Annotated in this window: 28 protein-coding genes; 14 read left to right on the top strand and 14 right to left on the bottom strand. The window is 67.1% G+C overall.

Annotated features, from left to right (window positions below):
* The first annotated feature begins 105 nt into the window (after positions 1-105).
* From AB0B64_RS15945 to AB0B64_RS15935, 3 genes are read left to right on the top strand one after another with little or no spacing between them, the layout of a single operon-like run.
* The gene (locus tag AB0B64_RS15945; RefSeq protein ID WP_357942617.1) at positions 106-447 is read left to right on the top strand and encodes a hypothetical protein; all 342 of its coding nucleotides are present in this window, start codon (positions 106-108) and stop codon (positions 445-447) included.
* On the top strand, positions 444-962 hold the full coding sequence (locus AB0B64_RS15940) for a sigma-70 family RNA polymerase sigma factor (RefSeq protein WP_357942615.1): 519 nt from the start codon (positions 444-446) through the stop codon (positions 960-962). Before AB0B64_RS15945 ends, AB0B64_RS15940 begins: the two co-directional genes overlap by 4 nt.
* Complete coding sequence (locus tag AB0B64_RS15935; RefSeq protein WP_357942613.1) at positions 959-1,897, top strand: hypothetical protein; 939 nt, start codon at positions 959-961, stop codon at positions 1,895-1,897. The genes AB0B64_RS15940 and AB0B64_RS15935 overlap by 4 nt, the downstream gene beginning before the upstream one ends.
* Before the next feature lie 225 nt (positions 1,898-2,122).
* Here AB0B64_RS15935 and AB0B64_RS15930 read toward each other — a convergent pair whose 3' ends face one another.
* Positions 2,123-3,358 carry an IS701 family transposase gene (locus AB0B64_RS15930; RefSeq protein WP_358178033.1) on the bottom strand — a complete coding sequence of 412 codons (1,236 nt, stop codon included), beginning with the start codon at positions 3,356-3,358 and terminating at the stop codon, positions 2,123-2,125.
* Positions 3,359-3,685: 327 nt separating this feature from the next.
* Between AB0B64_RS15930 and AB0B64_RS15925 the strand changes: the two genes are divergently transcribed.
* Entirely contained in the window at positions 3,686-4,138 is a 453-nt protein-coding gene (locus AB0B64_RS15925) for a hypothetical protein (protein WP_358178018.1), read from the top strand.
* A gap of 106 nt (positions 4,139-4,244) precedes the next feature.
* Here AB0B64_RS15925 and fxlM read toward each other — a convergent pair whose 3' ends face one another.
* Together fxlM and AB0B64_RS15915 are read right to left on the bottom strand one after the other, a co-directional pair.
* Positions 4,245-5,474 carry a methyltransferase, FxLD system gene (gene fxlM / locus AB0B64_RS15920; RefSeq protein WP_358178015.1) on the bottom strand — a complete coding sequence of 410 codons (1,230 nt, stop codon included), beginning with the start codon at positions 5,472-5,474 and terminating at the stop codon, positions 4,245-4,247.
* Between the two features lie 106 nt (positions 5,475-5,580).
* A complete protein-coding gene (locus tag AB0B64_RS15915) occupies positions 5,581-5,976 on the bottom strand; it encodes a RidA family protein (RefSeq protein ID WP_357943104.1) in 396 nt (131 codons plus the stop codon).
* Between the two features lie 126 nt (positions 5,977-6,102).
* Between AB0B64_RS15915 and AB0B64_RS15910 the strand changes: the two genes are divergently transcribed.
* Positions 6,103-7,077, top strand: coding sequence for a WYL domain-containing protein (locus AB0B64_RS15910; protein ID WP_357942607.1), 975 nt, complete (start codon positions 6,103-6,105; stop codon positions 7,075-7,077).
* 125 nt (positions 7,078-7,202) lie between these two features.
* Positions 7,203-9,446, top strand: a complete 2,244-nt coding sequence (locus AB0B64_RS15905; protein WP_357942605.1) for a hypothetical protein — start codon at positions 7,203-7,205, stop codon at positions 9,444-9,446.
* A gap of 66 nt (positions 9,447-9,512) precedes the next feature.
* Here the strand turns inward: AB0B64_RS15905 and AB0B64_RS15900 are convergent, their stop codons facing one another.
* Both AB0B64_RS15900 and AB0B64_RS15895 read right to left on the bottom strand, forming a co-directional pair.
* On the bottom strand, positions 9,513-9,848 hold the full coding sequence (locus AB0B64_RS15900; protein WP_358178012.1) for a hypothetical protein: 336 nt from the start codon (positions 9,846-9,848) through the stop codon (positions 9,513-9,515).
* A 331-nt stretch (positions 9,849-10,179) separates the two neighbouring features.
* Positions 10,180-10,614 carry a nitroreductase family deazaflavin-dependent oxidoreductase gene (locus tag AB0B64_RS15895; RefSeq protein WP_358178009.1) on the bottom strand — a complete coding sequence of 145 codons (435 nt, stop codon included), beginning with the start codon at positions 10,612-10,614 and terminating at the stop codon, positions 10,180-10,182.
* A gap of 80 nt (positions 10,615-10,694) precedes the next feature.
* Here AB0B64_RS15895 and AB0B64_RS15890 point away from each other — a divergent pair, with 80 nt between their 5' ends.
* Positions 10,695-14,063: a WD40 repeat domain-containing serine/threonine-protein kinase gene (locus AB0B64_RS15890; protein WP_358178006.1), complete on the top strand. Its 3,369-nt coding sequence runs from the start codon at positions 10,695-10,697 to the stop codon at positions 14,061-14,063.
* Here AB0B64_RS15890 and AB0B64_RS15885 read toward each other — a convergent pair.
* Complete coding sequence (locus AB0B64_RS15885) at positions 14,060-14,272, bottom strand: DUF397 domain-containing protein (protein WP_357942597.1); 213 nt, start codon at positions 14,270-14,272, stop codon at positions 14,060-14,062. The two genes, AB0B64_RS15890 and AB0B64_RS15885, sit on opposite strands and share 4 nt — an antisense overlap.
* Positions 14,263-15,084 carry a helix-turn-helix transcriptional regulator gene (locus AB0B64_RS15880; protein WP_357942595.1) on the bottom strand — a complete coding sequence of 274 codons (822 nt, stop codon included), beginning with the start codon at positions 15,082-15,084 and terminating at the stop codon, positions 14,263-14,265. Before AB0B64_RS15880 ends, AB0B64_RS15885 begins: the two co-directional genes overlap by 10 nt.
* Before the next feature lie 233 nt (positions 15,085-15,317).
* Here AB0B64_RS15880 and AB0B64_RS15875 point away from each other — a divergent pair, with 233 nt between their 5' ends.
* Together AB0B64_RS15875 and AB0B64_RS15870 are read left to right on the top strand one after the other, a co-directional pair.
* Positions 15,318-15,734 (top strand): ATP-binding protein, encoded by a 417-nt coding sequence (locus tag AB0B64_RS15875; RefSeq protein WP_358178003.1) that lies wholly within the window; start codon positions 15,318-15,320, stop codon positions 15,732-15,734.
* 105 nt (positions 15,735-15,839) lie between these two features.
* Positions 15,840-16,652 (top strand): CPBP family intramembrane glutamic endopeptidase, encoded by an 813-nt coding sequence (locus tag AB0B64_RS15870; protein WP_358178000.1) that lies wholly within the window; start codon positions 15,840-15,842, stop codon positions 16,650-16,652.
* Here the strand turns inward: AB0B64_RS15870 and AB0B64_RS15865 are convergent.
* From AB0B64_RS15865 to AB0B64_RS15850, 4 genes are all read right to left on the bottom strand, one after another.
* Positions 16,600-17,385, bottom strand: coding sequence for a response regulator transcription factor (locus AB0B64_RS15865; protein ID WP_358177997.1), 786 nt, complete (start codon positions 17,383-17,385; stop codon positions 16,600-16,602). The two genes, AB0B64_RS15870 and AB0B64_RS15865, sit on opposite strands and share 53 nt — an antisense overlap.
* Entirely contained in the window at positions 17,385-18,668 is a 1,284-nt protein-coding gene (locus AB0B64_RS15860) for a histidine kinase (protein WP_358177994.1), read from the bottom strand. Before AB0B64_RS15860 ends, AB0B64_RS15865 begins: the two co-directional genes overlap by 1 nt.
* A 102-nt stretch (positions 18,669-18,770) precedes the next feature.
* Positions 18,771-19,292 (bottom strand): hypothetical protein, encoded by a 522-nt coding sequence (locus AB0B64_RS15855; protein WP_358177991.1) that lies wholly within the window; start codon positions 19,290-19,292, stop codon positions 18,771-18,773.
* A gap of 168 nt (positions 19,293-19,460) precedes the next feature.
* A complete protein-coding gene (locus tag AB0B64_RS15850; protein WP_357942583.1) occupies positions 19,461-20,411 on the bottom strand; it encodes an NADP-dependent oxidoreductase in 951 nt (316 codons plus the stop codon).
* 48 nt (positions 20,412-20,459) lie between these two features.
* On the opposite strand from AB0B64_RS15850, the gene AB0B64_RS15845 reads away from it, so the two are divergent.
* The 3 genes from AB0B64_RS15845 (at position 20,460) to AB0B64_RS15835 (ending at position 22,177) form a co-directional block, all read left to right on the top strand.
* On the top strand, positions 20,460-21,080 hold the full coding sequence (locus AB0B64_RS15845; protein ID WP_358177988.1) for a helix-turn-helix domain-containing protein: 621 nt from the start codon (positions 20,460-20,462) through the stop codon (positions 21,078-21,080).
* A 99-nt stretch (positions 21,081-21,179) separates the two neighbouring features.
* A complete protein-coding gene (locus AB0B64_RS15840; RefSeq protein WP_358177985.1) occupies positions 21,180-21,539 on the top strand; it encodes a nuclear transport factor 2 family protein in 360 nt (119 codons plus the stop codon).
* Positions 21,540-21,631: 92 nt separating this feature from the next.
* Positions 21,632-22,177, top strand: a complete 546-nt coding sequence (locus AB0B64_RS15835) for a GNAT family protein (protein WP_358177982.1) — start codon at positions 21,632-21,634, stop codon at positions 22,175-22,177.
* A gap of 104 nt (positions 22,178-22,281) precedes the next feature.
* Here the strand turns inward: AB0B64_RS15835 and AB0B64_RS15830 are convergent, their stop codons facing one another.
* A complete protein-coding gene (locus AB0B64_RS15830; protein ID WP_358177979.1) occupies positions 22,282-22,785 on the bottom strand; it encodes a MarR family transcriptional regulator in 504 nt (167 codons plus the stop codon).
* A gap of 73 nt (positions 22,786-22,858) precedes the next feature.
* On the opposite strand from AB0B64_RS15830, the gene AB0B64_RS15825 reads away from it, so the two are divergent.
* Complete coding sequence (locus AB0B64_RS15825; protein WP_358177976.1) at positions 22,859-24,139, top strand: MFS transporter; 1,281 nt, start codon at positions 22,859-22,861, stop codon at positions 24,137-24,139.
* Here the strand turns inward: AB0B64_RS15825 and AB0B64_RS15820 are convergent.
* Complete coding sequence (locus AB0B64_RS15820) at positions 24,132-24,704, bottom strand: helix-turn-helix domain-containing protein (RefSeq protein WP_357942571.1); 573 nt, start codon at positions 24,702-24,704, stop codon at positions 24,132-24,134. The two genes, AB0B64_RS15825 and AB0B64_RS15820, sit on opposite strands and share 8 nt — an antisense overlap.
* 104 nt (positions 24,705-24,808) lie before the next feature.
* Here AB0B64_RS15820 and AB0B64_RS15815 point away from each other — a divergent pair, with 104 nt between their 5' ends.
* The gene (locus tag AB0B64_RS15815; protein WP_357942568.1) at positions 24,809-25,744 is read left to right on the top strand and encodes an SDR family oxidoreductase; all 936 of its coding nucleotides are present in this window, start codon (positions 24,809-24,811) and stop codon (positions 25,742-25,744) included.
* Positions 25,745-25,847: 103 nt separating this feature from the next.
* On the opposite strand, the gene AB0B64_RS15810 is transcribed toward AB0B64_RS15815, so the two are convergent.
* Complete coding sequence (locus AB0B64_RS15810) at positions 25,848-26,621, bottom strand: TIGR03084 family metal-binding protein (protein WP_358177973.1); 774 nt, start codon at positions 26,619-26,621, stop codon at positions 25,848-25,850.
* Positions 26,622-26,636: the final 15 nt, after the last annotated feature.

The raw sequence follows: 26,636 nt of genomic DNA, 5'->3' as shown, positions 1-26,636 counted from the left end.
GAAAGCTATCTCGCCGGGCTCCACCTACGCGGAGCCATCTTGTGGATCCGAAGCCTTCAACCGATCTAAAGATCCGAACTCCATACAGGCCCTAGGACAGGATCTATGGCCGACATGACACCGGAAGAGCCGCGGGAGCGGCGCGGCTTCTGGCGGACGATCGTCGCTTTGATCGATCACCGCGACAAGAAGCACAGCAGGGAGTGTCAGCTCAAGAGAGACGAGCAGCGTGATCGCGCGCTTGCCGATCACTTTGGACAGCTGCCGCCTGACGTTGTTGAGTACGTCAATGAGGAGGTCGACGGCAACCGCAGGATCGTTTTTCGCAAGGAGCAGGCCTTCGGGATCCCCGCTATGCCGAAAGTGATCATCGTTCAGCCGGGCGAGCTGGTCACCGAGGTCGTCCGGGATGAGCCGGACTCGGACGCGGGTGAGATCCGCTCATGAGTTCTGGAGATCATGAGGTTGAGGTGTTCATTCGTGAACACGGTGTCAAGGCGATCGCCTACCTGGTCGCCCGTGGGGGTCCACAGGATATGGCTGAAGCTGCTGCTTACCAGGCGTTCCAGATCTTGCATCGACGTCTGGAGCGGGGACTGCCGGTCGAGAACCCTCCCGCCTACATGCGCAAAATTGCCTTCAATCTTCTCAAGAGGGCATATAAGAGGCAGTTCGGCAGGGAATTGCCGGACTCGGACTACGTCGAGAACGTGCAGGAGACGGACAACAGCGAGATCGAACAGATCGCATCCCGCCTGGATCTCCAGCGACTGGTTGGCCGGCTTCCGGCTCGGCAACGGCAGGTCATCGAGACCCGCTATCTGAAGGACTACAGCGTGATCGAAACCGCAGCTCTGCTGGAGATCTCGTCGAGGGCCGTGCAGGACAACACCCGGCTCGCCCTAAAAAATCTTCGTAAATACGCTGAAGAAGAGACCGTTCGGGAGGAGGAGACTCGATGAGCCACCACCATGAGGAGCCGCACGATCTGGACTGCCAACTGCAGAGCAAGATCGAACGGCAGGTTGCGGGATTTCGGGCCGCCCTCGACAAGATGCACGCCGATCCCGCAGAGACCGAGCGCATCGACGCGCTCATCAACGACATGGACGCCGAGGACGACATGACAGCCCTAGGCCTGCCTTCTCGCGATCACGCGTGGCGCCAGGAACTGGTTGTTCCTGAGAACACTCTCGAGATCAAAGCAGTCGGCAACTCGCTCCCCGACGATGGGGAGCTGCCCGAGGGTCGACGGGCTCGCTTCGATAGGGCCGAACGATCTCTACACAACAGGTCCATGAGCGAGTACACCGTCTCAATGGATGAGGCTGCTGAGCCATCTGAGATCACCATGTTCGGGGCCAACGCCCGCGTGAGCATCTACATCTCCAGTGAAGAGGACGATCTTCGCCTTCCCCGCATCACGATGCACGGCAGTGACTCCCGAGCCGACTTCTACATTGGCCCTGATGCAGTTCAGCCCCATCAGCCGCATCCTGAACAAACGACCCGTGATGACGACATTCATCCAGCCCCAGGGCCGCGGAGAAGTACCCCGAGGAAGCTGTTGCCAGAAGGGGTTGTGACACCGCTGCTAGTGGGCTTTCTTGCCGCACTTGGTGCTTTTATCACATGGTTGCAGGGCGGCTTGAACGAGCCGATCGCCGTGGTCTTCTCGACAGCGCCGACAGCCTACGTGCTGCTGCGCGCCTTCGCGCTGTTGCACGCTACCTGGCGGTCTTCAGACTCAAAGGCAAGCAGAAGCGCCCTAAGCGCGATGCATCTACTTCTCGATCGGAAACCACCGGATTACGCAGAAGAAGGGGTTTCTATAGTTGGAAAACCATCGAACCTGCTAACAGAGACAGCTCGAACTTCTGACGTCGAGCGGAAGTAACTGAAGGGGCCGAACTCAGTGGAGATCGGCCCCTTTAGCATGCCTTCTGTCTCCGCAAGGAGGCTCTTGACCCCTCGTCCGCCCATCGCAGCATGCTGCGCTTGACATGGTGCAGAGAAGCTTTGGAAGCTCACGAGGCGTGCCGCTAGATGCTCTTGTGCGGGGTAGTTTCTCCGCTTGATCGCCTCTCACCACGCCTAATACTCCAGCCGTAGATCGTGATCTTCATTTCTTGTGGCTGCTTTGTCGCTTGTAGTGGCTGATGCGTGCGCGGGCTTGATGGCGGCGTCGCCAGTGGGACCAGTGCAGGACAAACGCCGTGCTGCGCACCGATGCGCTGGTCAGGCGGTTGAGCAGGCGTCGGACTTCGGCCAAGGTCATCGGTGCCAGGTCGGGCTCGGCATGCTGGTCGGCGCGTTCATGGGCGGTCACGGCGGCCAGGAAGGTGGGGGCGAGCAGGACCAGCGTGGTCCATCGATACCAGGAGGTCCAGGTACGGACCTGGTGCTCATCCAGGCCGGTCAGGCCCTTGCTGGTTTGGAAGCACTCCTCGATGCGCCAACGGGTGCGGGCCACCTTGACCAGGACCGGCAACGGCACCGGGCCGGGCGCGTAGCAGCGGTAGAAGGCCAGTTCGCCGGTGCGACGGTGGCGGCGGATCAATAACCAGCGCCACCCAGGTTGTGCGGAGGTGATGGTGATCAGTGCCCAGTCGTAGAAGCGGTGGCCCTTGGCGCCCTCGCCGGACGACAGACGCTGCCAGGCCGTCTTGGGCAGCCGCTTGGCCAGCTCATCGACGCGCCGGGAGCCGGCCGCGGTGGTGATGCGGTGGCTGACCGCGACGGCCATCACGTAACTGACCTGCTCTGTTTCCAGGGCTGTGCGCAGTGGGGTGCTGTTGCCGTAGACCTCATCGCCGGTCACCCAGCCGGTGATGCCCGCACCGATCGCCCGCCGGATCATCTGCGCGGCCAGCTCGGGCTTGCTCGCAAAGCGCCGATGGGAGGGCACCTTCGCCCGCTCGCGCCGGGCCAGGTCCGCGGCCCAGCCCTCGGGCAGGTACAGCTCCCGGTCGATCAGTGCGTGCCCGGCCGCGGTGGCGTACGTCAAGAACACGCCGACCTGGCTGTTTTCGATCCGCCCCGCAGTACCGGTGTATTGACGTTGCACACCAGCTGTTGCGCTGCCCTTCTTCAGATCACCGGTCTCGTCGATGACGAGCACGACGTCGGCCTGGCCGAGCTGCTCCACGACGAAGTCGCGTACGTCATCGCGCACCTGATCGGCATCCCATTTCGCCCGTGACAGCAGGGGCTTCATCCCGTCCGGGGTCAGGTCTCCGGCATGTTCGGCCAGGGTCCAGCAGTTCTTCCGCGGCAGTTCGGCCAGCAGCCCGGCCACGAACGCGGCCACCCGCCGCCGCGGCTCAACCCGAGCGAACCTGTCGGCAACCAACGAGATCGTTGATCCACCACTGGATGGGACACCACCAGCGTCTGCGTCGACCTGCGCACGCTCACCGAGTTCGGTCCGTTCGGCTACCACTACGCATCGATGACCAGCGTTGACAACGTTTGAGACTCTTGGGGCGTCTGCTCACCAGGAGGGGTTTTGTGGAAGTTCCGAGCGGCCTGGAGGACCTGCAGCTGGATTTCCTCCCCATCGAGCCCTGCGCGATGAGGAGCGACTGCGCAACCTCAGCCTGCTCCAACAGATCCTCAACTCATACTCAACAACCCCGCCTCTAGTCTCAACCGGAGACACCAGCCACGGGAAGGGGATTGCGAAATGATGCGCATAGTCGGAAAGGCCGCGGCAATGCTCAGCGGGGCCGGCCTGTCGCTCGTCCTGTTAGCCTCCGGCGCACACGCCACCGCTGTTCCGCTGCATCGCGTCAAGGCAAGTTGCACGATGAGTGATGGCAAGAAGGCGGACTTCGAGCTGAAATACCGGACGTCCGGCGGGTACCACCGCATCTCCGACATCATCTACCGATGGAACTCCGAGGTGCCGATCCGCCTGAAGACCGCACACCTTCGCCTGATGGTCGAACGACACGGTAAGGACAAGAAAGTCTTCGAGGATATTCTCCATGAGAAGGACGCCTCCAATGGCGCCTCCTACGACATCATCGTCGACGTCAAGGTCCCGACCAAGAGGAAGCTCTATCTCGTCGTCGACTCCACGTTGGTGAAGAAGGGCAAGTCCATGCGCTGCGCGGGGCACACCGCCAGCATTTGAGGTGCTCCCCGGTGTGAACCGGGGTGAGGCGTCTTCCCACAACTTCACGATCGCTGGATACTTACCGCCCAGACCTCGGCGAACTCCAAGAACCGAGCCAGCGTGCTTAGGACCAGGCCATGACCAGCTGGGTATGACGTTTGCGGAAGATGCGGCCCACGGCAGGCGCACGCGGAGCGGCCTCGGCGGGGTAGAGGGTGAACGTCGGGATCGGGTGGTCTCGCCAGTGGCGATCCCAGGTCAGGACGTGATCGTGAAGTTGCCGGGCGAGTTCAGCGCCGGTGCGACCATAGCCGCAGACGCCGAACTCCCACCGCTCCGGTGCGGCCTCGTCGCGATCAGGCTCTCGGATCGTGAGATAGGCGAAGCTGTCTCGGGTGATGAGCACGGGGCAGTACCAGCGCATGGCCGGCGCGGGAATGCCGCAGTCGCGGTCGGGATCCCGCCAGAACATGCCGAATCGGTCGTCCACGGTCGCGATCCACAGATGCATCGAGTCGAACGGCTCCCCTTTGCCCGCCGTGACGCCGGTCCACAGCTGGGTGCGATCGGCGGTCAGCGCCTGCTCGAGGCCGGCGATATCGAGCAGGGGGCCGCTCTCCAGCGTCAGCCGCACGGCTCCGTCGGCGAGGACCGGCTCTTGATCAGGCAGCTTTCCGGCGCCTTGGCAGGGAACGAAGCCGCACACCGTCGGGTTCAGCCCGAGGAAGTGGTCACCGTCGCGGATGAAAGTGAAGGACCGGCTGATGGTGGAGAAGCGCAGCGGCACGACCATCCGGCCGCCCAGGGCGAGCAGGCGCCCCCACGGGATGTCCCAGACGCCCACGGTGACGATGATGGCGTCGAAACCACCACTCGGTGTGTGCTCCTCGGCGGCATGCTCGGCATCCCCCAGCACGACCTTCACCTGCGCGTAGCCGGTCTCGGCGAGGAAGCGGGCCGCCCGCTCGGTAACGAAGGGGTCGATGTCGACAGTGACCACCAGTCCGTCGTCGCCGACGATCTCGGCGATGAGGGCGGCGTTGTAGCCACCGGACCCGATTTCCAGGACCTTCGCGCCAGGGCGGAGCTGGGCTGATTCGAGCATGTCGGCTTGGAGCCAGGGCGCGCTGAGTGAGCTCGTCGCCCTGCCGTCGAGTCCGCGCTTGGTGACGACGGTGTCCTGGGCCGAGTACGCCGCGGTGGGCGACGCCTCCGGAGCGAACTTCTCACGCGGCACCTTCGCGAAAGCCGCTTCGACGTGTGGGGAGCGGATCCAGGCGCCTTGCTTGAGCGTGGCGACCATGTCGGCTCGCAGGCCATCGGGGGACTCGGACGGCAGGGTGTCGGTGGTCACCGCAGCGAGGGTAGCTGTGCTGTGCCGCCGTGTCCGAGATTTCGGTTCCCACCTGCCTGCTACTCGTGCCGCCTCCGACTGCCCTGCCGGAGGCGGCGAGGTCGCATCACGCGACGGCGGTCCCCTCAAGTTCGATCATCAGAGTGGGGATCGCCAGCCGTGTCACCCCGAGCATCGTGGTGGACGGTGCCACCCCGGCGGCGCCCAACCGCGACGCCAGCACGCCGTAGTGCTGGAAAAGCAGATCGACGTCGGTGGTGTAGACGTTGAGCCGGACGAGGTTCGCGAGGGACATGCCCGCCTCGCCGAGCACGGCCTCCAGGTTGTCGAGGGTCAGCGCCAACTGCGCCGCCATGTCACCGTCATGCTGGGGTTTGCCCTCGCCGCTCATCGCGGTCTGCCCGGAGCAGTAGAGGGTCCGGGTGTGCCCGGAGACGATCTCCCCCTGGTTGTACCCCATCTCCACCGACCACGCCCACGGGTTGACCGCCGTTCGCTCCATTGTCATATCAGCTCCATTCGATTCGTCGAGATCATGTGCGTCGAGCAGCTCAGTAGCCGCTCGCGCTTGATGAGCCTCCCAACAAATCACGACATCCTGTGTCGTGTATTTCGCTAAAGTTCTTGTATGCGCGCCGACCGGTTGGTCTCGCTGGTGCTGCTGCTGCGCCAGCACGGTCGGCTGTCCGCGGCCGCGCTGGCCCGCGAGCTGGAGGTATCCACCCGCACCGTGCTGCGCGACATCGAGGCGCTGTCCGCGGCCGGTGTCCCGGTCTACGCCGAACGCGGCCGGCACGGCGGTTTCGCGTTGCTGCCCGGTTTCCGTACCGAGCTCACCGGACTGAACCCCGACGAGGCCCTTGCCCTGCTGGTCGCCGGATCGCGGCGCGGCGCGCAGGCATTCGGCCTCGGCTCGGCGCTCGCTTCGGCGATGCTCAAGGTGGTTGACGCGCTGCCCGAAAGCTATCGGGACACCGCGGCCGGCGCGGCCGAGCGCTTGCTCATCGACCCGGAGACCGACCTGCTCTCGCGTCGGCTGGTCGCCGAGGAGGTGCCTGACGCCATAGCGGCCGAGGTCCTGCGCGCGGTGTTCGCCGGACACAAGCTGCGGATCCACTACGCGGCCATGGACCAGACCCCGGAGTGGCGCACGGTGGACCCGATCGGCCTGGTGACCATACGCGACCGGGGCTATTTGCTGGCCACGAGGTCTGGCGCGGACCGTACGTACCGGCTGTCCCGGATCTTGGCCGCCGAGGAACTCGCCGAACCCGCACAGCGACCAGACCGGGTCGACCTGGACCGAGCCTGGCAGGAACGCAGCACCCGGTTTCGGGCCGGGGGCGACCAGGTCACCGTGCTGGTACGGATGAACCCGGCACGGCGGGAGGAACTGCTGGGCACCGCGCTGGCCGTCCGCGCCGAAGAAGCCGACCCAGACGGCTGGCTGCGGCTGGAGGTGACCTTCCAAGACGCGAGACACGCCGAATGGGCGCTGTGGCAGCTCAGCACGAGCGCGGAAGCCCTGGCCCCGCAGTGGTTGCGCACCTCACTGCGCAACCGCGCCACCGCGATCGCCACCCGCTACGAAGTCTCCTCTTGAGAGTTGTCGCCTTCTACGGGCCTGATCACCCGGACAGAGACCGGCGTACGCCTCCGGTTCCGGAAGCGTAGGGGCCTGATCATCCCGCCCGTGCCCGCCGGGGTCGCGCTCAATAGGCTGATCACATGCTTGATGAGGCAACCTTATTCCGGGCCTGTGCGACCGGTCAGGTCCTTCGGGCGCAGGACGGCGAGGAGTTCGTCGTCCAGAGCCGTCTGCTGCGTGAGCTGTGCCGGCGGGGCAGCGCGGACATCGACCCGCGCGGGTTGGCCATCGAGAGGGCGAGGATCGCCGGCGACCTCGACCTGAGCGGCATGCAGGTGCCCTATCCGCTGCGCTTCGTGAACTGCGTGTTCGACCGTCCGCTCGCCCTGGACGGCGCCGAGTTGCACCTGCTGGTGCTGGACGGCTGCACGGTGCCGGGCATTCTCGCCAACGGGCTGCGCGTACGCCGTGACCTGGATCTGTCCAGGTCACGGATCAGCGGCGGCCTGTGGACCTCGGCCAGCACCTCCTGCAGCGCGGCGGTGTGGTTGTGCGAGTCGGAGATCGGCGGCCGCCTGATCTGCTTGGACACCGTCATAGACGCCGACATGCGGGCCGTACAGGCGGACCGGATGCGGGTCGGCGGGACGATCCGGTTGTTGCACGGCTTCGAGGCGCGCGGCGGGATGCGGCTCCTCGGCGTCGAACTGGCGGGCTCGCTCGACCTGACCGGTGCCCGGCTGACCCGGCCTGACCGCGGGCTGGCGTTGGATCTGGGCGACGCCCAGATCGGCGGCAGCGTCTTCCTCATCGACGACCAGACGGGCCGCCGTCCGCTGATCGACGGCCGTCTCACCATGAGCAACGCCAGGGTCGCCGGGAAGTTCCTCATCCGCAATGCCGACTTCGAACCCAGCGAAACGGTCACAGGTGCGGGCTATTCCAGCCAGCGCGACGGCGGGACCGCGATCAGCGCGCCGGGCCTTTTCGTGGGCGGAGATCTCAGCGTCGAAGGCGAGTGCCGGTTCGGCGGCGGCGTGGATCTGTCCATGGGGTCCTTCAGCACCATCCAGATCCGCAAGGGGTGCGAGTTCGCCGTCGGTGGCGGGCGCGCCCTCGACCTGACCAACGCCGAGCTGCGGTCAAGTCTCATCTTCGAAGAGGGCGTGGCGGTCCAGGGCATGCTGAAGCTGACCGGGGCCCATATCAAGGGAGCCCTAACCCTCCGGGGAACCCGGTGGAGCGAGCCAGAGGACGGCTCGCTCATCTCAGCGCAAGGCGTGATCGTCGACAGCGCGGTGGACCTGCGGAACGTGGAGACCACGGGTGGCAGGCTGCTGTTCCGCTCGGCGACGGTCGGCGGCATCGTGGACGCCCACCGCGCCCGGCTGCACAACCCCGAGGGGGAGGCGCTCTCGCTCCAGCGGGTGGTGGTCAGAGGGTCGATACAGCTCACCGGCGGGTTCACCGCCGACGGCCGCGTGTCGCTGAGCCGGTGCGTCGTGGAAGGGCGGCTCGACTGCGCGGACGGCACCTTCACCGACGGGATCGAGGCGGTGTCGGCCACGGTCCGCGGCGGCATGCACCTGCGTTGGAAGGACGTCCCGAAGTCGGTGGACCTGACGGGCGCGGTCACCACCGTGCTCGCCGACGACCCGGCCAGTTGGCCGCGGCGTTCGGCGATCGCCGGATTCGTGTACGACCGGTTCGACGGCCCCTGGGACTGGCGGACGCGTCGCGACTGGCTGCGCGCCATGGTCCCGTTCGACGCGGGACCGTACGAGCAGGCGGCCAGGGTGTTCCGCCAGCACGGCCATCCCGCCGAGGCCGAGCGCCTGCTCATCGAGCAGCGCAAGCGGGCCAGGAAGGAGCAGCCACCAGGTGGCCGCTCACCGGGCCGCCGGCTTCGCGACCTGCGGGATCTTCTGTATGGGGTCACCGTCGGCTACGGCTACCGTCCGGGCCGTACCTTGTGGTTGCTGGGCGCCCTGCTCGCCCTGGTCGGCGTCATGATGCTGACTCCTGCGGTCCAGCAGACGCTGCGCGCCACCGACCCCCGCGGCAACGTGTACGCGGTCGATGGCCGCCTGGTCACCGTGAACGGAACGTCGGCGGCGACGGACGGCACCGCGACACCGGCCCGGCTTGCCGCCCGGCCCGGGCCGTGCGGTGACGGTCAGGTGCGCTGCTTCGACCCGGTGTTCTACACGGTGGACACCGTCATCCCGCTCCTCTCACTGGGCCAGCGCGCCACCTGGTACGCCGAGACGCGCAGCTCAGCGGGCACCCTTACCTCTACGCTTCTGAACCTGGCCAGCATGCTGGGCTGGCTCCTGTCGACGGTCGTCGTCCTGTCCTTCGCCCGGCTGGCCCGACCGGCGTAGCTCCCGCCCCGTAGGCCACCTGGAACGGCCCTTTTCGTGGGCCCAAGCCGCGCCGGTTCTATACCGTCACCCGCTCCACTTCTCCGGGCGCTGATAGATGCGCCCGTCTGGACCTGGAACAGTCTCAGGCAGCAGGGAGGCCTGAAGGTGCTTCTCAGGTATCGCAAACGAGAGCACCTGTCCCAAGAAATCGTGCTTCGGACCGACGCGGCCGGGTGGGCAGGCGATCATCACCGGCCGGGCAGGGGCCAGCCGAAGCGATGCCTCGACTGCGGGGCGAAAGTCGGTGTCAGTCGACATGAGCAGCGACATATCACCGTAAGCGGATGCCGCATCCATGGTCATGGCCACTGCCAGTGCCACGTCTGTCAGCTTTTCCTCGTATGTGTGGAACGTCTGCACAGGATGACACACGCACGTCCATCGAGAACCGCAGTCTCTGCACCGAGCGGTCTTCTTGTACCAACTCGACGAGATCAAGCCACAAGTACGCACGCCCGTACTTGCTCTTCAGCCCGTGATACAGGTTGAAGCCGTCGATGTACGCGACCACATTCACCAGCAGACACCTCCAACATTGGCCAGCCTCGCCGATGGTAGCTACGATGGAGGTACACGAAGTTGGTTACGGCCAACTGGGCGGCCCTGCAAGGGGCCGCATTTTTATGTGATGTCCCGAGTCGCCGGGGTGGCCGATGCCAGTCCCGACCCCGCGCTGCTGGAGATCAGTTGATCAGCGCTCCAGGATCACCAAGGGGATCTCTCGCTCGGCCTTGCTCTGGTAATCGTCATAGAGCGGGAAGACCGTTGCCATGATCCGCCACAACGACGACCTCTCGGCACCGGTGACAGTACGGGCTCGGGCGGTGAACACGTCCGCGAGCACCTGCACCGTCACCTCCGGATCGGCGACCAGGTTGAGATACCACGCCGGATGGCTGTCCGACCCGCCATTGGACGCCACCAGCAGGTAACGGTCACCGTCCCGGCCGTAGATCAAGGCCGTGCGGCGCAGTTTGCCGGACTTCCGGCCGCGCGTGCTGAGCAGCAGCGTCGGCCATTCCTGGTACAGATGGCCGTCCCGGCCGTCCGTCTCCACGTATCGGCGGATGTGGTCGGCCACCCAGCCGGTCGGGCTGTCGAGCACTTCTTCGCTGTTGTCTGTCATAGCGGACAGGCTCCTCCCTGAACTGGGGTTTAAGTCAAGCGCCCCGCAACCATCTGGTCGGGCCGGTAGTCCAACCGGGCATGGGAAGCACGTTGCTCGACGGGGACCCGCAGCGCCTCGGCGAATACTGGCTGGCCGCTCGGATCGGGGCGGGCGGGCAGGGCGTCGTCTACGAGGCCTACGATCCGGCGGGGGCCAGGGTCGCGGTCAAGGTGCTTCATGGTGACCCGGCCAACCAGGACGAGCTGCGCGGTCGCATGGCCAAGGAGGCGGCCGCGACGCAGCGGGTGGCCTCGTTCTGTACGGCCAGGGTGCTCGGCGTCCATCTCGACGGGTCCAGGCCGTACATCGTCAGCGAGTACGTCGAAGGCCCGAGCCTGCGGAAGGCCGGGCGGGTGTTCCGGGGCGACGACCTGCACCGGCTGGCCGCGGCGATCGCCACCGCGCTGACCGCCATCCATGACGCGGGCGTCGTACACCGTGATCTCAAACCCGACAACGTGCTGCTCGGCCCCGACGGGCCCCGGGTGATCGACTTCGGGGTGGCCCGCACGCTGGAGATGTCGCTCACCGCCTCGGGTGTGGTGGCGGGCACGCCCAATTACATGGCGCCGGAGGTGTTCTCAGGCCAGCGGGCGGGGGCGGCCGCGGACGTGTTCGCCTGGGGCGCGGTCATCCTGTACGCCGCCACCGGCGAGGACCCGTTCACCGCGGAGGCTCTGGGCGCGGTCATGCACCGCGTACTCTCCCACGAACCCGACCTGTCCGCGCTGCCCGACTCGCTGCGCCACCTGGTGCGCGCGGCGCTGGCCAAGGAACCGGCCGGCCGCCCCACCGCGCGCGAACTGCTGCTCAGCCTGGTGAACGGCGACGGCATCCTCGACACCTCGCGGCTGCTCGCCTTGGGCGCCGGCGACGGCCAGCGGGTCGGGATCACCGCCGACGGCGAGCCGGTCGGGGCCGCCGCCGACGACCCCGCGCTCGGCGTCATCGCCGAGGACGCCTACGCCGCGCTCTCCCCCGCCGACAAGGAGCTGGTCCCCGAGCTGTTCCTGCGGCTGGTCACGGTGACGGCCAAGGACGAGCTGGCGCTGCGCGAACTACGCAGGTCCGAGCTCCCCGACGACATCGAGCGGGTGCTGGAGGCGTTCACGTACCTGGTCTCGAAAGGGGATCCGGTACGGCTGCTGCGTCCGGCCCTCCCTCTGGCCTGGCCCCGGCTGCGCATCTGGATCGCCACGAACCGGGACGGTCTGGTCATGCATCGCCAGATCTGGACGGCCGCCGAACGCTGGCAGGAGCACGGACGCCGGGACGCCGACCTGTTCCACGGCAGCTCGCTGGACGACGCGTTGCGCTGGGCCGCGGCCGAGCGCCGGAACATCACTCTCACCCCCAGCGAGCGGGACTTCCTCTCGGCGGCCGCCGCGCTCACCAGGCGACGGTCCCGCAGGACCAGGCTCCTGTCCATCGGCTTGGCCGTACTCCTGGTGCTGGCCCTGGTGGCGGGCGGTCTGGCCGTACGGCAGAGCGTCATGCTCGCCGAGCAGCGCGACTCGGCCGAGTCCGCGCGGCTGGCTGGAGTGGCCGACACCGTGAGAGGCGCGAACCCTGTGCTGGGCATGCTGCTCAGCGCCACGGCCGCGCGCCTGTCCCCCACGGCCGAGGCCCGGTCGAGCCTGTTCGCCTCGGTCGCCGACCAGGGCCGCGCCGCCTTTCGCGACCCGGACACCGGCCCCGACGTGCTACGCGCCCTCAGCTCCGACGGCCGGTCACTGATCAGCGTCAGCTCTGACGAGGTCAAGGTGTGGGACGTGTCGTCCGGCAAACGGACAGGCGGCTTCGCCGGGCTCGGCGCCACCAGCAGGCCCCTGCGCGAGGCCGCGGTCAGCGAGGACGGGCGGCTGCTGGCCGTCGGCGACAGCAAGAGCGTCAGGCTTTGGGACCTGGCCAGCGGCAAGCGCACGGGCCCGCGGGTGCTCGCCTCCGAGATGGGCGACCTGGAGCTCAGCTTCAGCGGCGGCCTCCTCATCATCGACTGGGGGCAGGGGAAGACCGTCTACAACCCGCGTACCGGAAAGACGACCATGCTGCCCGCGTTCGCCAGGGCCGCGATCCACCCGGGCGGCGACTACGCGGTGGCCGGCGGCCGGCGCTGGGCACTCCCGTCAGGCAAGGAACAGCCCGGATTTCCCGGCATCTGCTCCGACTGTCTCCCCTTCTCGGCGTTCAGCCGCGACGGACGGCTACTCGCCGTCGGCGGCAACAACGGCCTCACCGTCTTCGACACCCATTCTCGCAAGGAGATCACCTCGATCTCCGACTGGGAGAGCATGGCGGTGCCGGTGTTCAGCCCGGACGGCAAGGTGCTCGCGGGGATCGGCTCGACGATCAGGCTCTACCGGCTGAACGCCGACGAGCCGCTGATGCTCGAACGCGCCATAGTGGACCCGGTGTCCGCGGTCGCCTTCGGTTCGACCGGGCTGCGCTACCTGAGCGAGGACACGGTCGTCACGCTCCAGCCGTACTTCGCCGGGGAAGAGACCCTGGACGAGGTACAGTTCAGCGCCGACGGCAAGCTCCTCGCCGCCCACGCACTGGACTCCACCAAGATCACGCTGAACGGTAGGGACTTCGAGGCAGGGGCATTCCAGAGCTACGACGCCGACCTCTCCTTCAGCCGGGACGGCGGGCGGCTGGCGATCAAACGCAGCGACGACGTCACCGTCTGGGACACCGCCACCCGGCGCGAGCTGGCGAAGATCCCGGCCGCCACCGGTTCGGACGGCGTATTGCTGGCCCCGGCCGGGCTCTGGACGCCCGATGAGAAGACCTTCACGCTCTGGCAGGTCCCCGGCGGCCGGCGGCTCAAGCAGGTGGCCAGACCACGCCTGCTCGGCTGGACGGTCGCCCCCGACGGACGTCTCATCGGCCTGGACGCGAGCCTGCTGCGCCTGATCGACCTGGAGTCCGGGCGGGCGTTCGGACCGAGGCTCCTGTTCTCCGGCACGGCGGAGGATGTCTGGTTCAGCGCCGATCTGAAGCTGGTCGCGGCGAACTTCGCCGGCAAGGTGGGCATCTGGGACACGAGCACGGGCGCGCAGGTCGGCGATTGGCTGCGGGCAGGCCAGGCATCGTGGACCGCGGCGTTCTCCGCCGACGACCGGCTGCTCGCCTTCGCGTCCCAGGAAAAGTCGCTGACCGTCTGGGACGTGCGGCTGGGCCGGCGGATCGGGCCTGAGATCCAGCTTCCGGACGACGCGCGATCGATCGCCTTCTCCGCCGACTCCGCCGAACTGCTGGCCATGGGCAGGGCGGGCCGTCTGACCCGGCTGCCCATGGCAATGGAACCTCTGATGAAGGCGGTGTGCGCACGGGCCGGACGAGCACTGACCGAGGCCGAATGGACCAGGTACCTGCCTGACCAGCCGTTTAGAAAGGTCTGCTAGAAGTCGAATTCGCCGTTTCGCCAGCCTTTGCCGAAGGCGGCCCAGACTGAGCCGCTGACGACCCACGGCTCCAGGTCGGGACGCTCGGTGTCCCGCATCGCGACCCGCCCACCGCTCAGCGGAGCGACCTCTATGCAGTTTCCGCCGTTGTCACCGGAGAATGAGGATTTGCGCCAGGCCGCCGTCCTCAGTTCTTCGTTCAGCTCCATGCTGTCACCAGTCTCTCTTTGATCACCTTGAGCGACACATGCTGGGGAAGCGCCTCCGCGCATATCGCGTCGTATCTAACACTCAGCGCGGCGACCTCGTCGGGAGCGTCCCGCACTTGGCCTTGTCCAGCCGACTCAAGATAGGCAGCCTCCGGCATTCCGTTGACTTTCGCCAGCATGAACCCACCGAGGAGACCAGTGGTGGACAGGGCGGAGTAGGGAAGCACTTGAATGGTGATTCGCGTGCTTTCAGCCAATACGATGAGGTGTTCGAGCTGGAGGCGAGTCACCGTCTCGCCTCCAACTGGACGGTACAGGATTCCTTCATCCAGAACAGCCCAAAACATAGGCGGTTTCGAGCGCGCGAGGATGGCTTGCCGCTCCATTCGAGCTGCAAGAGCCTCTTCTACCTGTTCGGGGGTTGTACCTGGCTTGCCGGTGAAAATGGCGCGCGCGTAATCGGTGGTCTGAAGCAGTCCGGGGACGATGAGTGGCTCCCAGGTCCGCAAGGCCGTGGCGCTCTGCTCGATCTCCAGCCACGGCCGGAACCATTTGGGGCTTCGTTCCCGGCTTATGCTCGGCCAGCGGGCGAGAAGTTCACCGGACAGGCCCAGCGCCTCCTCGCAACGCTCGGTGAAGTCCTTGCTCGGGTTTCTGGCGGCCCGCTCCACGCTACCGACGAGGCTCGGACTGAACCCGACCCGGTTCGCGAGTTGATCGATGGTCAACCCTTTGTCGATGCGGAATTTCCGCAGCTCGTATCCGAACCAAGCCAGCGGCCCAGCGTCCGGGTCCAATTCACTAACGCTCACCAAGCACCTCCGCCGTTCTGTCACCACGAAACCACACAGGACCACACACACAACATGTGCCAAATCTGTGCGGTGATTGTCCCGCCGATCCCTCACTTAACGTAGCCGTTCGCTGGCACCGTGAGAGGTGACTTTCGAGAGACATCCGCGTTAATTGAGGCTGGCTCATACGCCAGAAAAGCGATCTTGTGTGCAGGCGACAAACGTAGCAACAGGACAAACTCGGGGATTTCATGCTCATGCGAACAGAGGCGGTAACCCTCATCGGAGCGACCAGGCTACGCCGTGGCGACAAGGCTCCGAAGCAGGCCCGGGCGGCCATGACGTGGTGGCTCACGACCGGCCATGCCGTGCTGCTTGACGCGCAACAGGTCGTCAGCGAGCTGGTCACGAACGCCTGCACTCACGTGGAGGGTGGCGTACACCGCGAATGGGTCATGGTAATCGCCAGTCGCGGCCCCGGCTTTCTTCGCATTGAGGTCACCGATCCGGGCGCGTTCGCGTCCGAACCACACGTTCCCCAATGCCCTTCTCCAGAGATCGAGTCAGGGCGAGGCATTCACATTGTGCGGGAACTGTCCGACGGAAATTGGGGGACGTTCGTCAATTCAGCGGGCCACCGCGTGGTGTGGGCCGACCTGAGGTGCTAGTCCCGCGAGGGGAGGCCGGGCCGAAATTCGGACCGTGGGTGGATGGCGGCGGCGGCGCGTTCTTGAACACTGGGCCAGGCCAAATCCCCGAAGGAAGGTCTGTCCGTGTTCGAACGGCTCTCCGATCGCGCCGCGTCGATCGTTTTCATCGTCCTGGCGCTCACGATCTCGCTGGGCACCGCCAACATCGCCGATGGGCTCGTGCTCGCCTTATCACCCTTGCTCGTCGTGCTGGCGATGCTGCTCGTCGTCACGCGAGAGGGATACTCCGGAGACGGTTGGCGCCGGCTCGGCATGGGGCGGCTCGGCCTGCGGACCTGGCCGCTCACAGTCGCCACCACCGCCGGTGTCTGCCTGCTCGCCACCGCGGGCGCCGTCGCGCTCGGCTTCGGCCGATTCACCGCACCGCACGGCGAATGGGTGCAGTCGGTGATCGCCGTGTCCATCACCGGGCCGATCCTGGCGTTCGCCGAAGAGATCGGATGGCGGGGCTACCTGCAGCCACGGCTCGCGTATCTCGGCGAGCGCTCGGCGATGTTCGTCGTCGGGCTTGTCTGGATCGCCTGGCATCTGCCGTACATCCTGTTCACGCCGTATTACCACACCGACGGGAACCGCGGCCTGGTGCTCTTGCTGTTCAGTGGCTCGGTGATCGCGTTCTCGTTCCTCTTCGGGTACCTGCGCGTCATGTCCGGCAGCCTGTGGCCGGTGGTGCTGGCGCACTTCGCGCACAACGCCACCTTTGCCCTGTTGCTGGAGCACGTGGTCTCGACCGAGCAGCCCGTGGTGGTACGCGAATACCTGGCCGGTGACACCGGCTTGTTCGTGCTCGTCGGCACAGCGGCCTGCGCCCTCGCGATCGGGATCAGTCGGTCCGCCGCGAGTCGCCGGTCAGCCCATGCGTCTGCGCGAGGATGACCGCCTGCACACGATCGCGTAGTTCGAGCTTGCGCAGTACGGAGCCGAGATGCGTCTTGACCGTCGACTCCGCCACCTGCAGCCGCGCGGCGATCTCCGCGTTGGTGAGTCCCAGGCCGACCGAGGCGAGGATCTCGCGTTCGCGGGAGGTGAGCCGCCCCAGCCTGGACGCGGCAGTGGGCGGCCGCTCGGCGGACGCGGTGCTGGGCAGGCGCTCGGCGGACACGGTGGCGGGCAGGCGCTCGGCGGACGCGGTGCCGGGCGGGTGCTCGGCGGATGTGGTCGCCGGCGGCGCGAGGACGAACGAGTCGATCAAGCGACGTACGAGCCTCGGCGCGACCGGCGCCTCCCCGGCGGCGGCCGCCCGGATCGCCGTCAGCAGTTCGGCCGCCCCCGCGTCCTTGAGCAGGAAGCCGGCCGCTCCTGCTCGAAGAGCCGCGACGAGCAGCTCGTCGTCGTCGAAGGTCGTCAGCATGACGACCCGTGGCGGGTCGGGCCTGGCCAGCAGCCGCCGGGCGGTTTCCACGCCGTCGATGCCCGGCAGGCGAATGTCCATCAAGACGACGTCCGCACGGTGCTCGGTCCGCCGCAGGGCATCGAGGGCCGTCTGCCCGTCGGCGGCCGATCCGACGACCCGCAGGTCCGGGGTGGCGTCGAGGATCATCGCGAACCCGGTACGTACCAGCTCCTGATCGTCCACCAGGAAGACGCGGATGAGACGATCGGGACTCATCACGCGCCTTCCGCGCGACCCGCGAGCGACAGAACGGCTACGGGGATCGCGGCAGCGACCACGAATCCGCCGTCACGGCGTGGGCCTGCCTCCAGCACTCCACCCAGGGCGCGCAACCGCTCCCGCATTCCGTCGAGCCCATAGCCGGAACGTCCGGACGCGTGGTCCGCGATCGTGTCGGCAGGTTCGGAAACGTGGTCCGCGATCGTGTCGGCACGACGGGCACCGGCACCTACACCGTCGTCCTCTACTCGAACCATGATCCCTTCCTGCGTCCTCGCGACGATCACGTGCGCTGTGGCGTGCGGGCCGGCGTGCTTCAACACGTTCGTCAGAGACTCCTGGACGACCCGAAGTACGGCAAACCGTATCGCGGTGGGCACATCGTCGAACACGGCCGGCTCGGCGTCGACGTCCACAGCGAGTCCCGCCGCCCGTACCGAGTCCACGAGCTGCCCCAACTCGGCCCCACTCAGCTCGCCCGCCCCGTCACCGTCGAGGTCAGGGTCGGCGTCGCGGAGTACCTCGATGACGCCACGCACCTCGGTGAGGGCCGACCGCGCGGTACGACCGATCGTCGCGAAGGCTCTTCCCGCGTCCGCGCGATCCCAGGGCCGCGCGTGCTCGGCGGCGTACTCAGCACCGTCAGCCTGCACGATCACGACGGTGAGGGAGTGGGCAAGGATGTCGTGAATCTCCCGTGCCGCGACAACACGTTTCCGCTGCGCGACGTACCGCTCCCGCTGCAACCGGCTCTCCTCAAGCCGGGCACTGGCCTCACGCAGCGCACGCATGTTGGCCTGACGACCGCAGACAAGATTGCCGATGACCCAGATCAGTACAAACAGGATCCCCAGGAACACAGCGTTCTTGAGCACATTCGTCAGGTATTCAGGCGGGACGCTCCAACGGAAGCCGGCGAGCACGCTCCCGACGAGCGCGGCACCGAGGGCGAGCAGGCGGATCGGCAGGGACGCGACGTGCGCGGCGACGGTATAGACGACGATCGCCTGCGCGACGTTGGCCGGCAATGGAATCGGCACCACCGCGAGCTGAACGGCGAAGGCCGCGGCCGACCAGGCGAGGACCGCGGTCGGAAAGCGCCGCCGTACGGCGAGAGGGAGGATGGCCGCGGTGCCGATGAGAAAGGCGGGCAGCCCCGCGAGAGCACTCGAAGGGCCGAGAACCAGCCACAGCAAGCCGGCCAGTGTCAGATCCAGCATCCTGGGGTGCTCGCGTGACCACTGGTCGATGCGGGCAGCGAGGAAAGTCCGCTGTTTCAAGGATCCCTCGACCTTCCGTGACCGTTCAGCCGAAACGGAGTCCCAGGATAGAGCGGACGATCCTCTCCAATTGCTCGGCGAACGACGCGGCGGCTATGGGGGCTAGTACCTGACGCAGTCCTGCGTGGCCAGAACCAGGCTCATGTCGGCCACCTTGTTGTGCGACACATAGAACATGTAGAACGCCTTCTTGTTGCCCGGCACGGTGGCGGTCGGATACCCACCCGGGCCACGCCGCAGACCGGGGTAGGCGGCCTTCAGTTGCGCGTTGCTGGAGCCAAGTCCGATGCCCTGCGGTGTCTTCAAGCCAGGCGGCGCGACGATCATGGAGACACCGCGCTTCTTGGAGACGTACACCCCCACCCGGTACTCGCCGTACGGGTTCTCCTTGAGGTCCCAGCCCGTGCATCTGGCGGAGTCGCCGACCGCTTTGTGGACGATCCGCCCGGTCGCCCTGGCCTTGGAGGCGGTCATGCCGAGCTTCAGGTTGCCGTACCCGTACGGCCCCAGTGTCGCCTTCCGCGCGGCGAGCGCCGGGGACGCGACGCCAGCGGTCACGACGCCTCCCGCCAGCGCCACCACCAGCATTGAACGGCCGATCCGCCGGGCGATCGTCTGCTTCACCAGGTTCCTCCTCGATCTTTGACTTGATCACCTTAGTGATAGTTCGGATCAGTTGTTGACTATTTGCCGGATTAAGGGCAGGCGCACCGCCGGTGTGGAGCTGGGTCTCGGCCCACTGAGCAGCATCGGACCCGTGACCGTTTGTCGTGGACGGCCACGGGCGGCCGATCAGTTCACCAGCACGATCTTTCCGCGGGCGTGGCGGCTTTCGCTCAGTTCGTGCGCGGCCGCGGCCTCGGCGAGCGGGAACGCCGCCGCGACCGGCACCCGCAGCCGACCCTCAGCGGCGAGCGTGACCGCGATCGCGAGGCCATGCACCGCCTGCGGGTCGGCGGGGGCTCCCACGGCCGTACCCGTCTCCTCGGCCGGCGCTCCGTGCGACATGTGTACGCCGTGGGCCGCCGCGGTGAAGTCGGCGATCGTCACCACACGCGCCGTGTCACCGGCGATGGCGATGAGGTCTGGCAGCGCCCCTCCGGCGCAGTCGAACACCGCGTCCACCCCGGCCGGCGCCAGCGCGCGGACCCGTGCGACGAGCCCCGGCCCGTACGTCGTCGGCTCCGCGCCGAGAGAACGCAGGAAGTCGTGGTTGTGCTCGCTCGCCGTACCGATGACGGTGGCGCCGCGGGCGACCGCGAGCTGGACGGCGACAGTGCCCACCGCACCGGCCGCGCCCTGTACGAGCACGGTGTGCCCGGCACCGACCGCGAGCCGGTCGAGGACCCGGGTGGCCGTCTCGACACTGCCCGCGGCGCCGCCCGCTTCCTCCCAGCTCCACGCGGCCGGTTTGGGCGCCCAGGCGGCCAGGACCGCGAAGTCGGCATTGACGCCGCGCGCGAGCGTGTCGGCCATGCCGAACACCTCATCGCCGACGCTCACGCCCGTGACGCCGTCGCCGACCTCGTCGACCACGCCCGCGGCGTCGAAACCGGTCCGATACGGGAACGTCGTCGGCACCATGTCACGCAGCGCCCCGGAGCGGATGTACGTCTCCCCGGGCGAGACACCGGAGGCCCGTACGGCGATGCGGATCTCGTCCGGTCCTGCGTGCGGCGCCGCCACCTCGGCGACGTGCACAACACTGGGCGGGCCGTACTCAGTGAATTGGATTGCTCTCATGCGCCGAACGTAACGGAGCACCCTCTCCGTTTAGCTAAAGTGAGAGCGATGACGGCCCAAGTGATAACGAAGCTCCGCTCTGACGCCCGCGACAACCGCGAGCGCATCCTCGCGGTCGCTCGCGCGGCCTTCGCCGCCGAGGGCCTCGAGGTGCCGATCCGGGAGATCGCCCGGCGCGCCGAGGTCGGTGTCGCGACCGTCTACCGGCACTTCCAGACCAAGGAAGCGCTGATGGCCGAGGCCTTCGCCGAGCAGATGGCTTCTTGCTCGGCGATCGTGGAGGAGGGCATGGCGGCGGGCGACCCGTGGCGCGGATTCAGCCTGGTGATCGAGAGGCTCATGGAGGTACACGCCCTCGACCGAGGCTTCGCCCGCGCATTCACCTCGCAACTCCCCCAATCGGCCGACTTCGCCGCGGAGCACGCTCGCACGCTGCGTCGACTGCTCGAACTGGTACGGCGCGCGAAGGAAGCAGGCCCTTTGCGGAAGGATTTCGTGCTGGAGGACATCAGCCTGGCACTGATGGCGAACGACGGCATCCGCGCCGAGTCACCCGAGATGAGAGTGGCGGCGTCGCGCCGCTTCGCGGCCCTGATGATCCAGTCGTTCCAGGCCAACCCGGCCCCGACGCCACTTCCACCGCCCGTCCGGCTGCCCCTCTCCAGGTGAGAGTACCCGCCGGGAGATGTCAGGTATGGCTGACAGCCTGAGCCGTGCAGTCCCCCACCACCACTCTGGCGGCAGGGCGCAACCGGAGGAGCAGGCAAGATGAGCGAGATCGAAAGGACGCTGCTGGAAATCGAGCAGCGAATGCTGAACGCTGACGCGGCCTACGACGAGAAGTTCTTCGAGGAGTATTGCGCCGACGATTTCATAGCCTTGGGTAGTTATGGCGTTGTATCCAGGCAGCAGGTGCTCCAGATGTACACCAAAGGGAGCGGAAATCCGGACCGGCGCAGCCAGCCAAACGATGCCACCGTCAAGTTGCTCGGCGGCTCCGGCGCCATTGTCGCCTACACACTGACCAGCACCACCGGCGAAGAGACGACCTCGTGGCACGCGACGGCCGCATATCGCCACACCCCCGAAGGCTGGCGGGTCGTCCTCATCCATCAGACACCGATGTAATCGATGGCGGGCGCACGCGAAGAATTGGCTACGCTCTCTGCGCGAGTACGCTGAAGCGCGATTCCCGGAGTTGACCGCCCATGAATCCAGTAATGATCGCCTCCCCGCGCGTCAACCTCCGCGAATTCAGCCCGGCCGACGTGGATGCCCTTCTGGCCATCTACGGCGACCCGATGGTCGTGGAGCACATGTCCTTCGAGCCACGCACCCGCGAGCAGGTCCGGGCAACGATCGACAACTTGATGACGTTGGCTCAAGCGGAACCACGGCTCGAATACTCCCTGGCCGGGACCGAGCCGGGCGGGGAGCTGGTGGCCTTCGCGCGACTGGCGATCGACGTCGGCCATCCACTGCAGAACAGTGGTCAGATCGGCTTCGCACTTCGGGCTGACCGGTGGGGGCAGGGCCTAGGCGCCGCGGTGGTAGCGCTCCTGCTGCGGCTGGCCTTCGACGAGCTCGGCCTGTATCGAGTCTGGGGCGCGCGTAGCCCGGCGAATGAACCCTCGGCCCGGGTGATGAGCAAGCTCCGCATGGTCGAGGAAGGCCGCATCCGCGGGCATATTCGCGTCCGGGACGGATGGCGAGACTCGATCGTGCATTCCATTCTGGCTCCAGAATGGACCAGCAGATTGGGGTGACTCGCGCAGACCCGAGGCACCCGAAAGCAAGCCCGGGCGGCGCGAATGGGGTGGCGGTGTCTGATTGCTTGGGCTACATCCTGCTCTTTAAACGGCCGCGCGTTTCACGGTGACTCAGGCGATTCCTTGTCGGCAGTGGGCAGTTGGCCGGCGACGTGTTCACGGAGCTGTTTGAGGATGGTCAGCAGGGCGCCCCGGTCGGCTTCGCTGAGGATGGCGAAGGTGCGTTCGGCGTGCGTGTCGTGCAGGGCCTTGATCTCGCCGAGGTGTTCGCGGCCCTTGGTGGTGATCTCCAGACGGATGGACCTGCGGTCGGCCGGATCGGTGCGCCGTCGCAGCAGGCCCTCATCTTCCAGGCCGTCCACGAGGGACGTGATCGATCGGCCCGTGACGCCGAGTCGGTCCTTGAGGTCGCCCATCCGCGGCGAGCCCGCTTCGTCGACGGCGAGCATCAGCAGAACCCGGGAGGTGGACCAGCCGCGTTGCTGGTAGGGCTGCCCGGCGAACCGCCGCAGCGCATGTGTGGTGCGCATCAGCGCCTCGGCCAGCTCGGCGCCCGATGGTGGCTGTTCGCGCCCGGGAGGTTCCGACGTTTTATCGGTTGACACACCCCCAGGATACGTTCAATCCTGATAGTGACAATTGACATTATCCGGGATGTAACTGTCTCAGGGAGAGTGGATGGATTCGGCTAGGACGAGCGCAAGCCCGCCCACTACCTCGCCGTCGGCGAAGGTGGGTCCGTGGCAGAGCCGTAACTACAGGTTGCAGATAGTGGGCGCGGTCATATCCGTGTTAGGTACGTCCGCCGCTCCGGTAGCGATGGCGTTCGCCATCCTCGACGCGGGAGGTTCGGGCACCGCGGTCGGCCTGGTGTCGGCGTCGGGCACGCTGCCGGCCGTGCTGTTCTTCGTGATCGGGGGCGTCGTGGCCGACCGGCTGCCACGGCACCTGGTGATCGTCGGCGCGAACCTGGTCAGCGCGGTGGCTCAATCACTGTTCGCGCTGGTGGTGTTCACGCATTCGGTCCAGGTATGGCAGCTGATGCTCTTCGCCGGCGTCAACGGGCTCGCCATCGCGTTCCGCATGCCCGCCACCGAAGGGCTGCTGATGCGCAGCGTGGATCGAGCGTACGCGAGCAAGGCGTTCGCCATCTTCCGGACCAGCCTCAACTGCGCTCAGGTCGCCGGTGCCGCGCTTGGCGGCGTGCTGGTCGCCGCCTTCGGTCCGGGCTGGGTGCTCGCGCTCGACGCGGCCACATTTCTCATCGTCGGAGTACTGGCCGCGACGATGCGGGTCGAAGGGCGGCTGCGTAAACGTGTCGGCCTGGTCACCGAGCTGCGAGAAGGCTGGAGCGAGTTCGTCGGCCGACGCTGGCTGTGGAGCGTGGTGGCGCAGTCCGCGGTGGTCAACGCGCTCGGCGTCGGCGCGTTCGCGGTGCTCGGCGCGCTGGCTTCCGGCCGTCAGCTCGGCGGGGCACGCGACTGGGGGTTCATTCTCTCGTGCGACGCGATCGGAATGATCCTCGGCGGCCTGCTGATGGTGCGGTTGCGGCCGCGGCGGTTGCTGGTCACCGGTACCTCCGCTGCCGCACTGCTCGTGCTGCCACTGGCGGCGTTCGCGGCCGGGGCGCCACTGCCGGTGATCTGCGCGGCGTCGTTGTTCGCCGGGGTGGGGGTGGAGATCTTCAGCGTCAACTGGATGACCACGATCAGACAAGAGGTGCCGCACGAGAAGTTCTCGCGGGTCGCGGCCTACGAGGCGCTGGGCTCCTTCGGCATCACCCCATTGGGGGCAGCACTCGCCGGTCCCGCCGCAGACCGATTCGGTCTTGACCGTACGCTGTGGGCCGCGACCGGCGCGATCCTGGCCGCCACAGCAGTAGTTCTTGCCGTTCCAGACGTACGAAGAATGCGACGCGCACCAGAAGACGACACTGCCGGGGGCGGTGGGCCTAGGTGACCCCCGCGCCCGCGGTCAGTGCCTTCAGCTCGTCGAATGATTCTCGGATGAGTTGCGGGAAGTCTGGCTGGCCGGTGGCGAGCCAGCGTACGAACGCGACCTTGAAGACCGCGATCCCCGCCTCGGCGACCAGGCTCGCGGCCGTGTCCGCGACCCCGCGCAGTCGCAAGGCGTCGGCGAGCGCCGAGGCGAACGACTCGAGTTTGATCAGCTCACGCTCTCGAAGCTCCGCGTTCGCGGCGATGATGGCCTGGCGCTGCCGGGCGTGTTCGCGGCGCTCCTGAAGCTGGGCGGCGGCGGCCTCAAAGGCCACGGCGACCGCGTCGATCGGCGGTGTGGAATCAGGGGCATCGGCGACGGAGCTCACGAGGAGGTCTTGCAGCGCGCCCCCGCCCCAGAACAGCACCTCACGCTTGTCGGCGAAGTGCCGGAAGAACGTTCGCTCCGTGAGCCCCGCCCGGTTGGCGATCTCGGCCACCGTGGTCTGTTCGTACCCGCGTTCGCCGTAGAGCTCCATTGCCGCTTGCACCAGCCGGCCGCGCGCGTTCGGCTCCCATCGCCCCATGCCCCGATCGTACCGTGATGACAGCGACTGACATTGCTTGCTACTGTGATGACAGCAACTGACATCAGTCGGCCGCTCGGCCGACTTTTTCCGGAGGTTTTCTCATGCGCGTTTTCGTCACCGGCGCGTCCGGCTGGATCGGCTCCGCCGTCGTTCCCGAGCTCATCGGCGCGGGCCATCAGGTCACCGGGCTGGCACGTTCGGACGCCTCGGCCGCCGCCCTCGCCGAGGCTGGGGCGCAGGTGCACCACGGCACACTCGATGATCTCGACGGCCTGCGGAGTGCGGCCGACGCGTCGGACGGCGTGATCCACCTCGCGTTCAAGCACGACCTCGCCTTCTCTGGAAACTTCCAGGGCGCCGTCGACGCGGACCGCCAGGCCGTCGAGACGATGGGCGAGGCACTCTCGGGATCTGATCGACCGTTCGTTCTCGCCTCCGGGCTGCTCGGGGTGGCACCAGGGCGAATGGCGACCGAGCAGGACGGGCGTGGTTCCACATCGGATACGGCGCAGCCGGGCAGCGGTCCGCATGCTCGTCAGGCCACCGCGCGGCTGACGCTCGCCCTCGCTTCCCGCGGCGTCCGCTCGTCGGTCGTGCGGCTACCGCCGACGGTGCACGGCGAAGGAGACTACGGCTTCATGGCGGCTCTGGTCGGCATCGCCCGCGACAAGGGCGTCTCCGGTTACATCGGCGATGGGGCCACGCGCTGGCCCGCCGTACACCGGGTCGACGCCGCCCATCTGTTCCGCCTGGCGCTGGAGCACGCCCCGGCGGGATCGGCGCTGCACCCTGTCGCCGACGAGGGTGTGCCGATCCGCGCCATCGCCGAAGTGATCGGCCGGCATCTCGGCATCCCGGTGACCGCCGTCTCACCGGAGAACGCGGGCGAGCACTTCAGCTGGCTGGCCGGCTTCCTCTCGACCGACAGCCCGGCCTCGAGCACGCTGACCCGCGAGCTACTGGGGTGGCAGCCGACCCAGCCCGGACTCATCGACGACCTCGACAAGGGGCACTACTTCCACAGTTCATCCGCTTGATCGGCTGCGGCTCTCTTTAGACGAGCCTGCTGACGGACGCGCTCAGGGCAAAGGTCCGCCTGCGTTCAGGAGGGCGGACCTGAGCTGATGTCTACTCGCCTCCTCAGAGGAAGACGCGAGCGATCTCAAGCCACTTCTGCGCGTCCTCGCCGACTGCCGTGAGGTCCGTCTGGGCTCGGGACCTGCGCTGGGTGACTCGAAGGCAGAAGTCGAGGGCGCTGCCCTGAACCCGTTGTTCAGCATCTCCTGGGCCCCACACCCAGGTTTGGCCGTCGGGAGCAGTCAGCTCGACACGGAACGGCTCTGCCGGAGTAGGCAATTGGGCGGCGTAGAACGACAGCTCTCGCCCTATCACTCCCAACGAGGCCACGTGCTGGAGCCGGCCCGTCGGACGGCGTGAGACACCCAGCGCGTCGAAAACGTCCTGGCCGTGAGCCCACGTCTCCATCAGTCGAAGCGGCACCATGAGCGCTGTGGTCAACTGCGAGCCGTACCACGGAAGCCCTTGGTCCGGTAGAAGGTCACGTAGCTCCGCCGCCACCTCGGCCCGGCCGGCGCGCCATTGTTCCAGCAGCGCTGATCGCGGTTTGGCTGCTCCCGCGGCGGCGTCGAGATCGGCGTGTTGGCTGCCCGCGGCTTCTGCCTGCTTCAGCACGGCGTCGAACGCCTCCGGGGTCCGGATAGCGATGAGAACGTTCGCATCGGCTGAAGCAAGGTGAGCGATCTGGTGGGCGATCGTCCACCCCACTGCCGGCGTCGGCTTCGACCAGTCGGCCTCCGCTGATACCAGGGCGTCAAGCTCATCCCCTTCAGCCACCAAGTCGGGCAGAGCCCGGTCGAGCTCTACACCGGACAGGTCAAGGCCATAGTTCAACATCGGTGTCACCTCCAC

Origin of the sequence: Nonomuraea sp. NPDC049129 (genome assembly GCF_040648495.1) — a bacterium.
Taxonomy (GTDB): domain Bacteria; phylum Actinomycetota; class Actinomycetes; order Streptosporangiales; family Streptosporangiaceae; genus Nonomuraea.
The sequence above is the reverse complement of the archived record's forward strand: the minus strand, read 5'-3'. Positions and strand labels throughout refer to the sequence as shown.